Raw genomic sequence first — 12659 nt, 5'->3', positions numbered from 1 at the left:
CGCCACCAGCCCGGCCGGCGCAGCGCGCCGGTTTTCCCGATCGCCCCGATACCTTACAATTCGTCAGGTTCGATTCCCTCTGCATACCCGTTCTTGCAGTCCTGACACCGCGGTACACTCGACGCATGCCGTATCAGGGTCCGACGCGCGACGTGCGCGCCGGGCGGCGTTGCGCGTCGTTGCGCCCACAACTGGATACCCGCCATGCCGGATCTCCGTCCCTCGCCTCGCACGACGTTCAAGCCGCAGGTCGTCCTGCCCGCGCTCGCCGTGATCGGCGCGCTGCTCGTCGTGTGCGCGCTGCACCCGAGCGAAGCCGGCGCGCTGTTCCTCGCCGGCCAGCAATGGGTCATCGCACGTTTCGACTGGTTCTACGTGCTCGCCGTCACCGGCTTCCTCGTGTTTCTCGTGCTGATTGCCGCCAGCGACTTCGGCAAGATCCGGCTCGGCCCCGACGATGCCGAACCCGAATTCAGCTTCGTGTCGTGGACGGCGATGCTGTTCGCGGCCGGCATGGGCATCGGGCTGATGTACTTCGGCGTCGGCGAGCCGATGCAGCATTTCCTGAAGCCGCCGACGGTCGCCCTCGGCACGCCCGACGCCGCGCGCGAGGCGATGCTGATGACCTTCTTCCACTGGGGCTTCCATGCTTGGGCCATCTACGGGCTGATGGGGCTCGTGCTTGCGTACTTCGGCTTCCGCTACAACCTGCCGCTGACGCTGCGCTCGGGGCTGTATCCGGTGCTGCGCGAGCGCATCGACGGCTGGATCGGCCACACGGTCGATGCGTTCGCGCTGGTCGGCACGGTCGCCGGCATCGCGACGACGCTCGGCTACGGCGTGATGCAGCTGAGCGCGGGCCTGCATACGGTCGCCGGCTGGGATACGGGCGGCAATACGTTTCGCCTCGGGCTCGTCGCGCTCGTCGTGATCCTCGCGGGGCTGTCGGCCGCGAGCGGCCTCGACAAGGGCGTGCGCAGGCTGTCCGAGCTGAACCTGCTGCTCGCGTTCCTGCTGCTCGCGTTCGTGGCCATCGCGGGCCCGACGGCGTTCCTGCTGCGCGCGCTCGCCGACAACATCGGTCAGTACCTGTCGAGCCTCGTCGACCTGTCGTTCCGCACCTATGCATACGCGCCGCCGCGCGAGGAAGGCTGGTTCGGCGGCTGGACGATCCTCTACTGGGCGTGGTGGGTGTCGTGGTCGCCGTTCGTCGGCATGTTCATCGCGCGCATCTCGCGCGGCCGCACGATCCGCCAGTTCGTGATCGGCGTGCTGCTCGTGCCGACGGCGTTCAACCTCGTGTGGATGACGGTGTTCGGCAACAGCGCGATCTGGCTCGATACGCACGGCGCGGCCGGCGCGCTCGCACAGACGGCGACCAGCGTCGATGCGCTGCTGTTCCGCTTCTTCGATTTCCTGCCGTTGCCGCAACTGCTGTCGATCGTCGCGATCGTGCTGATCGCGGTGTTCTTCGTCACGTCCGCGGATTCGGGCGCGTTCGTGATCGACCAGATCGCGACGCGCGGCAGCGCGCATTCGCCGGTCTGGCAGCGGCTGTTCTGGGCCGCGCTGCTCGGCGTGACGGCCGCGGTGCTGCTCGTCGCGGGCGGGCGATGACGCTGATCGCCGCGCTGCCGGTTGCCCTCATCATGCTCGCGCTCTGCTACGGGCTGTGGCGCGGGCTCGCGGCCGACCGCGCGCACTATTCGCAGGACGTCGCGCCGGCAACGAGCTTCTGGACCGGCCAGCACTGGCGCCATCGCCTGACGCACATCCTGCGTCAGACGACCGAGGCCGAGGCGCGCCAGTTCGTCGCGGAAACGGTCGAGCCCGCGCTGCGCAAGGTCGCCGACGAGCTGCGCGCGAGCGGCGTCGATGCGCACGTGCAGCGCGACAGCGACGATGCGGTGCGGCTCACCGTGCCGACCGCCGACCATCGCGATTTCGTGTACGGCGTGCGCGTCACCGCGAAATCCGCGGCCGCGTTCCTGGTGCGCGAGGCGGCCGAGCCGGACGCGTCGCGTACGCACGTGTATGGCATCGTCACGTTCTTCGAGGATGGCCGGCTCGGCTATGACGTCGAATACCTGCGCGGCGACGAAGTGATTGCCGACGTGCTGCGCCAATATGAACGATACGTGTCGCTCGCGGCGGACACGCGCACGCATCTGCTGAGCCGCGCGCCAGGGCACGCGACGGAGGCCGAATGAGCGGGCTACTGCACAGCCGCGCGGCCGACGTCATCGCGCTCGGCACGCTCGCCGTGCTGTACCTCGGCGGCGGCGCCATCGCGCTGTGGCGAATCCGCGCGGCGCCGCCGCGCGGCAAGGTCTACTGGATCGTCTGCGCGGCGCTGCTCGCCGGCGGCGCAATCGCGATGGCCGGCAACCTGGCGCCGGTGCCGAACAGCGGCGAAATGCCGCCCGGTTTCGCGCTCGGTGTGGAGGCCGTCCTGCTCGGTCTCGTGCTTGCGGCCGGTGGTTGCGCGTGGTTGATGCTGCGCGCGCGCCAACGCTGACGCACGCACGTCGCGCGGCCCTGCTTCGTCACACGGGTGCGCGTCATCCCGGCGCGGACGGGCGGCCAGGGCTTCCCTGATCCACTTCCGCAGCGTTCACGCTACACGTCAGGCAGACGGCGCGCGCGCCGTCACCAGCCAGCACGCCGCATCGAACCGCACCTCGGCGCCATGCACGTACGGCTCGAACGCCGCGCGCGTCGTGTCGATCACGCGCTGCCGCGTTGCTTCGTCCGTCTTCAGCAATGCGAGGCCGACGGGGCCCAGCCGAGCGATGTAGTCGCCCAGCGCGGACGCCGGCAGCGCACACGCGCGGTCGACCGGCTCGATCGCGACGTCGGCCCAGCCGCTATCCGACAGCACCGACGCGATCCGCTGCCGCTCGCCGAACGCGAACTGCCCCGGCGCACCAGGCTGGCGCGCGGGCAGGTTCGGCAACAGCGGCGCGGCCGCCCGCTCGGCCGTCGTCATGAACGGGTTGTCGGCCGCGCCGCGCCACGCGACGAACCGCATCCGCGCGCCGGGCCGCGCCGCATGCCGCAGGTTCGCGAACGCCCGCACCGGGTCGTCGAAAAACATCACGCCGAGGCGCGACACGAACAGGTCGACGCTGGCGGGCTCGAACGCATGCGTCTGCCCGTCCGCGCACACGAAACGGGCGCGCACGCCGCTGCGTTCGGCACGCGCGCGGGCAGCGTCGATCATCGGCGCCGAAATGTCGATGCCCGTGCACTGCGCGCCCGCGCCGAGCCGCTGCGCGATCGCGAGCGTGACCGCGCCCGTGCCGCAGCCGACATCGAGCACGTGCATTGCGGACGACGCTGCCGCGGCATCCGCCAGCAGCGTTTCGAACGGCTCGAACATCCGGTCCATCAGCGCCTGCGCATCGACCCATGCGCGCCCCGACGGACCGTTCCATAGCGCGGATTGCGCTTCGTTGGGCCGGTTGGCTTCCATCGTCGATTCCCTTCCGATTCGTTGATGACGAACCGGACTGTACTGCTTCAAGCCGGCTTGAAGTCAAGGTCGATTGCCCCGTTCATGCGCGCTGTCGCGCCGCGCTTTTCACATTTCTTACATTCGCGCTGCGTATCGTTGACGGCTTTCCTACGGCGCTTCCCCTTCCCATGCGACGAATCCTCTCGCGCGCGCTGCTCGTGCGCTGCGCCCCGCTTGTTGCCCTCGCCGCGCTGTCCGCGTGCTCGAATCACATCGATACGCCGGACGATCCGGCCAGCGCGTCCGCCAACGTCCAGGCCGCATGGGTCGAGATCGGCGATGCGAACCAGGCGATCGCGCGCGTCATCACAAACTACACGCCCGCGTCGGCCGGCGATCCGATATGCCCGCAACTGACCGTCGACGGCAAGCTGTCGCGCATGGCGCTGCGCGCAGGCGCGGCGACCGTCGCCCAGCGGCCGACCGCCAGCGACCCGGCCGATTCGAAACCGTCGAGCTTCCCGGTGTCCGTCTGCGAGGCCACGCTGCCCGCCGGCGCGCAGGCGGCGAGCGTCGCGGGCCGCACGCTGCCGCTGCCGAAAGCGCAGCCGCGGCGCATCGCGATCATCGCCGACACGGGCTGCCGGATGAAGAAGGCCGACAACGCATGGCAGGCGTGCAACGACGCCGCGGTCTGGCCGCTCGGCACGATCGCGGCCAGCGTCGCGAAGCTGTCGCCCGATCTCGTGCTGCACGTCGGCGATTACCACTACCGCGAGAACGCATGCCCGCCGGACATCGCCGGCTGCAAGGACAGCCCGTGGGGCTACGGCTGGGATACGTGGCAGGCCGACCTGTTCCGCCCGGCCGCGCCGCTGCTCGCGAAGGCGCCGTGGGTGGTCGTGCGCGGCAACCACGAGGAATGCGCGCGGGCGGGCCAGGCCTGGTTCCGCTTCCTCGACCCGCGCCCGTACTCCGCCGCACGCTCGTGCGACGATCCGGCCAACGACAACGACGCGAACTATTCGGAGCCCTATGCGGTTTCACTCGGCGACGGCTCGCAGGTGATCGTGTTCGACACCGCGAAGGTCGGCCGCACGCCGCTCAAGACCACCGACGCGCAGTTCGGCATCTACCAGAAGCAGTTCCAGACGGTCGCATCGCTCGCGTCGAAGCCCGGCATGACGACGACGATCTTCACGAACCATCATCCGATTCTCGCATTCGCGCCGATCGCCGGAAGCACACCCGCGCCGGGCAACCTCGCGCTGCAGTCGGTGATGTCGAGCCTCAACGCGCAGGCGTACTACCCGCCGGGCGTGCACGTCGCGCTGCACGGCCACGTGCACGATTTCCAGGCGATCAACTTCTCGTCGGGGCACCCGGCGACGATCGTGTCCGGCAACGGCGGCGACAACCTCGACGTCGCGCTGCCCGACCCGTTCCCGGCCGGCCTGACACCCGCGCCGGGCGCCGTGATCGAGCGGCTGTCGCACAACAACAGCTTCGGCTTCCTGATCATGGAGCGCAACGCCGCCCCGGCAACGGGCTGGGTGTTCCATGCGTATTCGGCGGCCGGCAAGCTCCTGGCGTCGTGCAATCAGTCGGGCAGGACGCTCGCCTGCGACAAGACGGGGTTCATCGCGCCGTGAGTGACGAAGTTCGACGTGACGGGCCGGGCGTACGTGGTCTGCACACGCTTGCCGCTACCCTGCTCGCCGGCCTGACGCTCGCGACCCACGCCGCGCCGGCCGAAACGGTCCTGCTGCCCGGCGCGCCGCCGTCGCGCGTCGTCGACACGATCGGCAACGGCACGCCGCAGGTGACGGGCAAGATCGATGCGGCCACCGCGCGCTTCGCGCCCGACCCGACGCTCGTCGCGCTCGGCCGCCGGATCTTCTTCGACGCACGGCTGTCCGAGCCGCGCGGCATGTCCTGCGCGGGCTGCCACGATCCGGGCCGCGCGTTCGCGCCGACGCTGTCGGCCGCGTCGCTCGCCGGGCCCGGCGTGCCGGAAGGCAGCCGGCCCGGGCGCTTCAGCCAGCGCAATGCGCCGTCGCTGCTGTACGTGCGCTACGTGCCGCGCCGCCACTTCTATCAGGACGACGATGCGCCCGCGCCGTCGCCGTTCGGCGGCCTGTTCAGCGACGGCCGCGCGGATACGCTCGCCGAACAGATCCGCGGGCCGCTGTTCGATCCGAACGAGATGAACAACCGGTCGCCGGCCGCGCTGCTGCGCAAGGTGAATGCGACCGAACTCGCGACCGATCTCGCCGCGCGCTTCGGCGCGCCGGTGCGGCGCGATCCCGAGCGACTGGTGCGCGCGCTCGGTTCGGCCGTCGAAGCCTATCTGCAGAGCGACGAGATGGCGCCGTTCACGTCGCGCTTCGATGCGTTCCTGCGCACGCGCAAGCCGCTCGCGCCGGCCGAGATGCGCGGGCTCGCGCTGTTCCGGAATCCGGACAAGGGCAATTGCATGACCTGCCATACGCTGTCGGACACGTCGAGCCGCCCGGAGCGCTCGCTGTTCACCGATTTCGGCTACGACGCGATCGCGGTGCCGCGCAACCGTGCGCTGCCGGCGAACCGCGATCCGCGCCACTTCGACAACGGACTGTGCGACACCGCGCGGCGGCTGCGCTGGCCCGAACCGACGCAGTGGTGCGGCTACCTGCGCACGCCGGGGCTGCGCAACGTCGCGGTCAAGCAGACGTTCATGCACAACGGCGTGTTCACGACGCTGCGCGACGCGGTCGCGTTCTACAACACGCGCTCGACCGATCCGGGCTTCTGGTATCACGGCGCCCGAACGTTCGACGACGTGCCGGCCGCCTATCGCGGCAACATCAACGTCAACTCGACGCCGATGAACCGCCGGCCCGGTACGCCGCCCGCGCTGACCGACGCGGAAATCGACGATATCGTCGCGTTTCTCGGCACGCTGACCGATGCGCGGTATACGGGCATCGCCGGACCGGCAGCGGCCGCCGCCCGGCTCACGCGCACCGCCGCGCCGGCGCGCTGACCCTGGCCGAACGGCCAGCCGACGCGCCGCCGCTTGCGGTTCCCGCAAACACTGGTTATATTTACAGTACTGTATTTATGAACAGTGAGGTGCGCGATGGAACATCTGGTCCGTATCGTCAACGACACCGATCGCCAAGTGCTGGCGTGGCTTCGTGCCCAGGTCGGCGATGCCCGCGTCGAACGCGCGGCGCGTCAGCTCGGGCATACGCGCAAGCCCTTTCCGTCGGCCGTGTGCCGGTATCTGGGCATGAGCGCGCCGGCCACGCTGCGGCCGGCCGCCGCCCGGCCGCGCGCGGCACGCGATTTCTCGGTCGGCGATCGTTACCTGTCGCTGATTCGCCAGCACCTCGCCACGCACGCGGTCGGCCGATGAAATGGCGGAGGCTTGCCGCTTCGGTACCGCGCCCGGCCGGCGCACTCGCGTATGCGGAAGTCCGACCGGCCGGCGCCGTCGCGCTTACCCGGCCGCCATGGCTTCCCGTACGAGGCGGCCGAGTGTGTCGAACGCCGCCTCGTGCGCCGCATCGAATACGCGCGCGCAGCCGGGCCGGATATAGCCGTCGAAACGGCCCGCATTCGAGAAGATCGAACCGGGCGCGATCTTGACTCCATGCGCGAGCGCGGCGTCGAACAACACATCGGAGCGCACGCCTTCCGCCAACGCGATCCACAGCATCCCGCGGGGCGGCTGGCTCATCGCGGCGATGGACGAACGCACGACGTGACGGGCGCCCGCTTCCAGCGCAGCCGCCGCACCAGCCTCACGGCCCATTCCGCCGTCGCTCGATCCATTCGAACAACGCCATTCCGGCCAGCATTGCGACGACGAACCCGATTCCCTCGGCCACTCCGAAGCCGATCGACACGATCGCAGGGCCGGGACAAAACCCGGCAATCCCCCAGCCGATGCCGAATACTGCGCTTCCCGCGACGAGGCGCACGGTAATCGCCCGCTGCGCGGGCAACTGCATCGGCAGGCCGAGCCACGACCGTGTGCGGCGCTTCGCCCACGCGAACCCGAACACCGCAACGCCGATCGCGCCCGCCATCACGAGCGCAAGCGACGGATCCCAGCGGCCCGCCAGGTCGAGAAAACCGAGCACCTTCCGGGGATCGGCCATACCCGACACGATGAGGCCGACGCCGAACAGCAGCCCTGCCAGAAACGCGAATCCTGCCTGCATGTCAGCCCCCCGCAACGTGCAGCCGCACGAACACGGTCGCGAAGCCGGCGACCATGAAGGTCGCCGTCGCGACCGCCGAGCGCAGCGCCCCGCGCGAAATTCCGCATACACCATGGCCGCTTGTGCAGCCGCCCGCGTATCGTGTGCCGATCCCGACCAGCAGCCCGGCCGCCATCACGTCAAGCCAACTGGCGTCGACCTGCGGCATCGAGTTGCTCCCGGCGAAACGCATGACGACGGGTGCGACGATCATCCCGGCGACGAACGCCGCGCGCCAGCCGCGCTCTGCACGGCCCGCCGTCAGCAGGCCGCCGACGATCCCGCTGATACCGGCGATCCGGCCGTTGAACGCGACCAGCCACACGGCCGCGCACCCGATCATCACGCCGCCGATGAGCGACAGCCACGGCGTGAAATGAAGCGCATCAATCTGCATCGCGTACCTCCTTCACGGTCGCCCCGCAAAACTGTTCGTACAGCACGCCCATCACCGCAATCGCGGCCGGACTGTCGAGCGAATAGTGAATCGCCTTGCCTTCGCGGCGCGTACGAACCAGCGCGTTGTCCCGCAATACGCCGAGCTGCTGCGACAGCGTCGGTTGATGGATGTCCAGGCGCGCCTCGAGATCGCTCACGCAGCGCTCGCCCTGCGACAGTTCGCACAGCAGCAGCAGACGGTCGGGATTCGACATCACCTTCAGGAGCGCACAGGCCGATCCGGCGGCGGCGCGCATCTGGTCGGGGCCGGGTAGCCCGGCCGGGAAATCGTCGTTCATCGGCGGAGGGATATGATTAAAGAATCAATATTATATTATTTTGTATATTGTTATTTTTCCCGCTGCTTGCCGGATCGGCAATTCGGTTGATCACCCTCAATCAGACCTCCTTGCCTACCGTCACGCGGGCCCCGCCGCGCGGCGCCTCATGCAGTTGAACTGCGATCGCATCCTGCCGATGGAGCTCGACGGCGCGGGCACTGTGTCGATGAACTGGCACCGCGACAGAAGGAGCCGCCACCCGTGCCCATGCCCACGACGCTCGATCGCCTGCGCGCTGGTGGCGAGCCGAGGCCGGCGGCCAGGAAAAGTGAAGGTGAAATAAAGATGGAAGGAGCGGCACGGCCCGGCGCAAACCGGGGCCGCTTCATCACAGTCCGCCAGCGTCACGCATCATGCGCTGTCGCAGGCCCCCGTGCCGTCGAGCATCAACGTGCCGATCCGCGCGGGCACGAGCGGCGTGCGAGGCAGGGGCGGCGTCCAGCCGAACAGCGCCTGCGCGGCCGCGCCGCACACGCGCCCCTGGCACGCGCCCATCCCGCAACGCGACTGCAGCTTGGCGGCCGTCCAGCCCGGTTCCCGCGCGACCGCGTCGAACCGCACGTCTTCGCAACGACACAGCAGCGTGTCGGGCCGCGCGAGCCGGCGGATCGGTTCGCGGATCGCGAAGCGCTCACGCACGGCATCCGCGAAAGCCTGCCAGTGCGCGCGCCGGGCGACGAGAGCGGCCAACAGTGCCGTTTGCCCCGTCGCCGCGTAGCCCGCGATCTCACCTTCGACCATCGCCAGCTCGCTGCCGCCGACGCCCGTGCACTCGCCCGCCGCGAAATACCCGTCGCGGCTCGTGCGCTGGTGCGCGTCGACGGCCACCGCGTCGTTCTCGATCCGGCAGCCGAGATGCCGCGGCAGCACGGTATTGGGCACGAGGCCGAAGCCGCATGCGAGCCGGTCGCAGTCGACGTCGAATTCGCGATCGCCGTGCCGGATCCGCACGCGTTCGAGCCGCTCGTCGCCGAACGCCTCGACGACGTACGCAGCGGGCCGATACGCGGTCGTGACGAGCTTCGCGGCCTGCGCGAGCTTCGACGGCCAGCGCCACAGCCCCGTACCGAAGCCGGCCACGTCGCGCCAAGCGGCCTGTTCGAGCACGTGCGATACGCGCGCGCCGGCCTGCCGGGCCGTCGCCGCGCTCGCCAGCAGCAGCGGCCCGCTGCCTGCGATCACCATGCGCTGCCCGCGCACGTCGAGCCCGTACTTGATCAGTGCCTGCACGCCGCCCGCGCCGGTCACGCCCGGCAGCGTCCAACCCGGAAACGGCAGCAGCAGCTCGCGCGCGCCGCAGCAGAGAATCAGCGTCCGGAAATCGAGCAGCCGCCCGCGTTCGTCGTCTTCGAGCAGCAGCGTGCCCGGCTGCGTTTCGGCGACGATGCGCGTCGCCGCGAGATGCGTGACGTTCGGCTGGCGCAGCACGGCGAGGCGTGCGGCCGCGGCCGGCGTCGGTGCGACTGCTGCCGGCTGCCGCCAGATCTGCCCGCCCGCGCGCGGGTTGTCGTCGACGATCGCAACCGTCGCGCCGCTTCGTGCGGCGGCCCGCGCGGCCGACAGCCCGGCCGGGCCCGCGCCGACGATCGCGACGTCGACGCTCAATCGTTCCTGTTTCATCGCGTGCGCTCCACCTGCATGCCGTCGCGGCACAGCGTCTGGCACGCGAGCCGGCGCCGGCCGTCGATCGTCATCCGGCACTCCTGGCAGATACCCATCCCGCAAAACGGGGCACGCACCGCGCCCGTGCACGACACGCGCGTCGTGTCGTCGCCGCTCGCCGCGACGGCGGCCGCGACGGTCGCGCCATCGGCCACCGTCATCGCGCGGCCGTCCAGATGAATGATCATGTCAGCCTCCGCCGGGCCGCCCCAAGGCGGCTGACCGCCCTCGCGGGGGACGCCTTGCATGGGACCGACGCCAGCGCCGAAGCGCCAACTCCGGTCGACAGCGGACGAAGTGAACGTGGGGGTCGTTTCATGTCAGCGCTCCGGCTACGCGGGACGCGCTCAAGAAGCGTCCCGGCAAATACGGTTCGATATCGATGGGCGGCCGCTCGCCGGCCATCAGCGCGGCGACGATCCGCGCACTGCCCGGCGCGGTCGTCACGCCGAGCCCTTCGTGCCCGACCGCGAGCCACACGCCCGGGCGCGACGGATGCTCGCCGAGCAGCGGCAGGCCGTCAGGGCTCGCGGAGCGGAAGCCGGTCCATGCGCGGATGCCGTTCAGCTCGGCCAGATCCGGCAGGTAGCCGGCCGCGCGGCGCAGCATGCGCGCGAGCACGGGCGGCTCGACCTGCGCATCCTCGGTGTCGAACTGGCGCGACGAGCCGATCAGCAACTGACCGGTCGGCCGCGGCTGCACGTTGAACGCGACCGACGTGCCGTCGCTCGCGTGCGCGCTCGCCGCATAGCCGAGCTCGACGAGCTGGTGCGACACGTGGCCCGGATAGCGGTCGGTGATCAGCAGATGGCCCTTTTTCGGGCGCAGCGGCAGTTCGGGCAGCAGCGCGCGCGCCGCCACGCCGTTCGCGACGACCACACGCTCCGCGCGCAGCACGTCGCCGCTCGCGAGCATCACGCTCGGGCCATCGACCGCGACGGCCCTGTCGCGACGCAACGTGATGCGCGGCGCGCGCTGCAGCAGCCAGTTCGCGGTGACGGGCGCGTAGAGGATCGCGTCGCCGGAAATCTTCAGCGCGCCGCCGAGGCCCGCGCGCAGCATCGGCTCCAGTCGCGCGAGCGCTGCCGCATCGATCAGCTCGCCGGCCACACCGTGCGCGGCGAGCGTCGCCTGTTTCGCGCGCGCCAGATCCATCTCGTGCGCATCGGCCGCGAGCCACAGCGTGCCGCAATTGCGGTATGCGCAGCCGTCGGGCATCTCGCCGCTCAACGCGCGCCAGAGTTCGATCGAGTAATGGCTCAGCGCGAGTTCGGCCGCGTTGTCGTCCATCGCGACGAGGTGCCCCATGCCTGCGCCGGTCGCGCCGCCGCTCGCGTCGTCGACGACGAGCACGCGCAGCCCGCGCCGCGCGAGTTCGTGCGCGCACGCCGCGCCGACGATGCCGGCGCCGATCACGACGACGTCGGTCTTCGTTTCGCTCACGACCCGATGCCCCACCCGAACGGATCGTCTTCCTCGATCAGCAGCGTCGCTTCCGCGCTCAGATGCGCGCTGCCGCGAATCGTCGGCACGATGCCGCCGTCGGCCAGCTCGTAGCTCGCGTGGAACACGCTGCCGATCACGCTCGCCTGCCGCCACACCGCGCCCGGCGCGAGCTTGCCGTCGGCCGCGAGGCACGCGAGTTTCGCGCTGGTGCCGGTGCCGCACGGCGAACGGTCATAAGCGAGCCCCGGGCACAGCACGAAGCTGCGGCTGTCGTGCGCGGGATCGTCGGCGAACAGCTCGATGTGGTCGATCTCGCCGCCGTTGGCGCCGGTGATGCCCGCGCGTTCGAGCCCTGCGCGCACGGCCGACGCATACGCGGTAAGCGCCGCGACGTTGTCGCCGGCGATGTGCTGCCCGTGGTCGCTGACCAGGAAGAACCAGTTGCCGCCCCACGCGACGTCGCCCTTCACGGGGCCGTATCCCGGCACGTCGACTTCGACGGCCTGCGCGTGGCGATACGCGGGCACATTGCGCACGCTGACCGACAGGTCGTCGTGCAGCGTCGCCTCGACGGTGCCGACCGGCGTCTCGATCCGGTGCACGCCCGGCGCGATGCGGCCCATGTGATGCAGCGTGCGCACGACGCCGATCGTGCCGTGCCCGCACATGCCCAGGTAGCCGCTATTGTTGAAGAAGATCACGCCGGCCGCCGCGTCCGGCGAGACGGGCTCGCACAGCAGCGCGCCGACCAGCACGTCGCTGCCGCGCGGCTCCAGGATGCACGCGGTGCGGTAGCGATCGTACTCGCGCGCGAGCACGTCGCGACGCTCGGCCATCGTGCCGTTGCCGAGCGACGGAAAGCCGGACACGACGAGCCGAGTGGGTTCGCCGCCCGTGTGCGAATCGATGATCTGGATGCGCTTCATCATGAGCCGTCCGAAGTGGGGAAAGGAGCATAGCTTCCTCCGTCGCGCGTCCGTCCGCTTGTGGCTTTTCGATGAGGACGACGACGAAATCGGCATAGTGCCACGCGCCCCCGGCGCCCCTGCCGGCCGCTGTGCCGAT

Annotated in this window: 12 protein-coding genes and 2 pseudogenes; 5 read left to right on the top strand and 9 right to left on the bottom strand. The window is 70.2% G+C overall.

Going from position 1 to position 12659, the window contains the following annotated elements; translation table 11 throughout:
- The first annotated feature begins 204 nt into the window (after nucleotides 1–204).
- Together CFB35_RS21355 and CFB35_RS21350 are read left to right on the top strand one after the other, a co-directional pair.
- Nucleotides 205–2210: pseudogene (locus CFB35_RS21355) on the top strand (BCCT family transporter).
- A complete protein-coding gene (locus tag CFB35_RS21350) occupies nucleotides 2207–2518 on the top strand; it encodes a hypothetical protein (protein WP_059582288.1) in 312 nt (103 codons plus the stop codon). Before CFB35_RS21355 ends, CFB35_RS21350 begins: the two are co-directional and overlap by 4 nt.
- A 108-nt stretch (nucleotides 2519–2626) precedes the next feature.
- On the opposite strand, the gene CFB35_RS21345 is transcribed toward CFB35_RS21350, so the two are convergent.
- Nucleotides 2627–3475 carry a class I SAM-dependent methyltransferase gene (locus CFB35_RS21345; RefSeq protein ID WP_059898140.1) on the bottom strand — a complete coding sequence of 283 codons (849 nt, stop codon included), beginning with the start codon at nucleotides 3473–3475 and terminating at the stop codon, nucleotides 2627–2629.
- 170 nt (nucleotides 3476–3645) lie between these two features.
- Here CFB35_RS21345 and CFB35_RS21340 point away from each other — a divergent pair, with 170 nt between their 5' ends.
- From CFB35_RS21340 to CFB35_RS21330, 3 genes are all read left to right on the top strand, one after another.
- Nucleotides 3646–5109, top strand: a complete 1464-nt coding sequence (locus tag CFB35_RS21340) for a metallophosphoesterase (RefSeq protein WP_059582295.1) — start codon at nucleotides 3646–3648, stop codon at nucleotides 5107–5109.
- Nucleotides 5110–5168: 59 nt separating this feature from the next.
- The gene (locus CFB35_RS21335) at nucleotides 5169–6482 is read left to right on the top strand and encodes a cytochrome-c peroxidase (protein WP_373453021.1); all 1314 of its coding nucleotides are present in this window, start codon (nucleotides 5169–5171) and stop codon (nucleotides 6480–6482) included.
- Between the two features lie 96 nt (nucleotides 6483–6578).
- Nucleotides 6579–6857, top strand: coding sequence for a hypothetical protein (locus CFB35_RS21330; RefSeq protein ID WP_006495044.1), 279 nt, complete (start codon nucleotides 6579–6581; stop codon nucleotides 6855–6857).
- Nucleotides 6858–6941: 84 nt separating this feature from the next.
- On the opposite strand, the pseudogene CFB35_RS21325 reads toward CFB35_RS21330, so the two are convergent.
- From CFB35_RS21325 to CFB35_RS21290, 8 genes and pseudogenes are all read right to left on the bottom strand, one after another.
- Nucleotides 6942–7226 (bottom strand): annotated as a pseudogene (locus CFB35_RS21325) (PLP-dependent aminotransferase family protein); the annotation flags it as partial.
- 19 nt (nucleotides 7227–7245) lie between these two features.
- Nucleotides 7246–7668: a DUF6691 family protein gene (locus CFB35_RS21320; RefSeq protein ID WP_059582301.1), complete on the bottom strand. Its 423-nt coding sequence runs from the start codon at nucleotides 7666–7668 to the stop codon at nucleotides 7246–7248.
- Between the two features lies 1 nt (nucleotide 7669).
- Nucleotides 7670–8104, bottom strand: coding sequence for a YeeE/YedE family protein (locus CFB35_RS21315; RefSeq protein WP_060009452.1), 435 nt, complete (start codon nucleotides 8102–8104; stop codon nucleotides 7670–7672).
- Nucleotides 8094–8444, bottom strand: a complete 351-nt coding sequence (locus CFB35_RS21310; protein ID WP_059582307.1) for a metalloregulator ArsR/SmtB family transcription factor — start codon at nucleotides 8442–8444, stop codon at nucleotides 8094–8096. Before CFB35_RS21310 ends, CFB35_RS21315 begins: the two co-directional genes overlap by 11 nt.
- Nucleotides 8445–8837: 393 nt before the next feature.
- A complete protein-coding gene (locus CFB35_RS21305; protein ID WP_059582310.1) occupies nucleotides 8838–10106 on the bottom strand; it encodes an FAD/NAD(P)-binding oxidoreductase in 1269 nt (422 codons plus the stop codon).
- A complete protein-coding gene (locus CFB35_RS21300; protein WP_059582312.1) occupies nucleotides 10103–10336 on the bottom strand; it encodes a 2Fe-2S iron-sulfur cluster-binding protein in 234 nt (77 codons plus the stop codon). Before CFB35_RS21300 ends, CFB35_RS21305 begins: the two co-directional genes overlap by 4 nt.
- 127 nt (nucleotides 10337–10463) lie before the next feature.
- Nucleotides 10464–11591 (bottom strand): FAD-binding oxidoreductase, encoded by a 1128-nt coding sequence (locus CFB35_RS21295; protein ID WP_059583062.1) that lies wholly within the window; start codon nucleotides 11589–11591, stop codon nucleotides 10464–10466.
- Entirely contained in the window at nucleotides 11588–12520 is a 933-nt protein-coding gene (locus CFB35_RS21290; RefSeq protein WP_059582314.1) for a 4-hydroxyproline epimerase, read from the bottom strand. The genes CFB35_RS21295 and CFB35_RS21290 overlap by 4 nt, the downstream gene beginning before the upstream one ends.
- Nucleotides 12521–12659: the final 139 nt, after the last annotated feature.

The sequence above is a fragment of the Burkholderia sp. AU16482 genome (assembly GCF_002223285.1).
GTDB lineage: Bacteria > Pseudomonadota > Gammaproteobacteria > Burkholderiales > Burkholderiaceae > Burkholderia > Burkholderia semiarida.
Note: the sequence above shows the minus strand (reverse complement) of the source record. Positions and strands in the feature narration are given on the sequence as shown.

Excerpts from the sequence above, each read along its gene's own strand:
- CFB35_RS21350 (WP_059582288.1), top strand. The coding sequence starts at position 2,207 with ATGAGCGGGCTACTGCACAGCCGCGCGGCCGACGTCATCGCGCTCGGC.
- CFB35_RS21345 (WP_059898140.1), bottom strand. The coding sequence starts at position 3,475 with ATGGAAGCCAACCGGCCCAACGAAGCGCAATCCGCGCTATGGAACGGT.
- CFB35_RS21340 (WP_059582295.1), top strand. The coding sequence starts at position 3,646 with ATGCGACGAATCCTCTCGCGCGCGCTGCTCGTGCGCTGCGCCCCGCTT.
- CFB35_RS21330 (WP_006495044.1), top strand. The coding sequence starts at position 6,579 with ATGGAACATCTGGTCCGTATCGTCAACGACACCGATCGCCAAGTGCTG.
- CFB35_RS21320 (WP_059582301.1), bottom strand. The coding sequence starts at position 7,668 with ATGCAGGCAGGATTCGCGTTTCTGGCAGGGCTGCTGTTCGGCGTCGGC.
- CFB35_RS21315 (WP_060009452.1), bottom strand. The coding sequence starts at position 8,104 with ATGCAGATTGATGCGCTTCATTTCACGCCGTGGCTGTCGCTCATCGGC.
- CFB35_RS21310 (WP_059582307.1), bottom strand. The coding sequence starts at position 8,444 with ATGAACGACGATTTCCCGGCCGGGCTACCCGGCCCCGACCAGATGCGC.
- CFB35_RS21305 (WP_059582310.1), bottom strand. The coding sequence starts at position 10,106 with ATGAAACAGGAACGATTGAGCGTCGACGTCGCGATCGTCGGCGCGGGC.
- CFB35_RS21300 (WP_059582312.1), bottom strand. The coding sequence starts at position 10,336 with ATGATCATTCATCTGGACGGCCGCGCGATGACGGTGGCCGATGGCGCG.
- CFB35_RS21290 (WP_059582314.1), bottom strand. The coding sequence starts at position 12,520 with ATGAAGCGCATCCAGATCATCGATTCGCACACGGGCGGCGAACCCACT.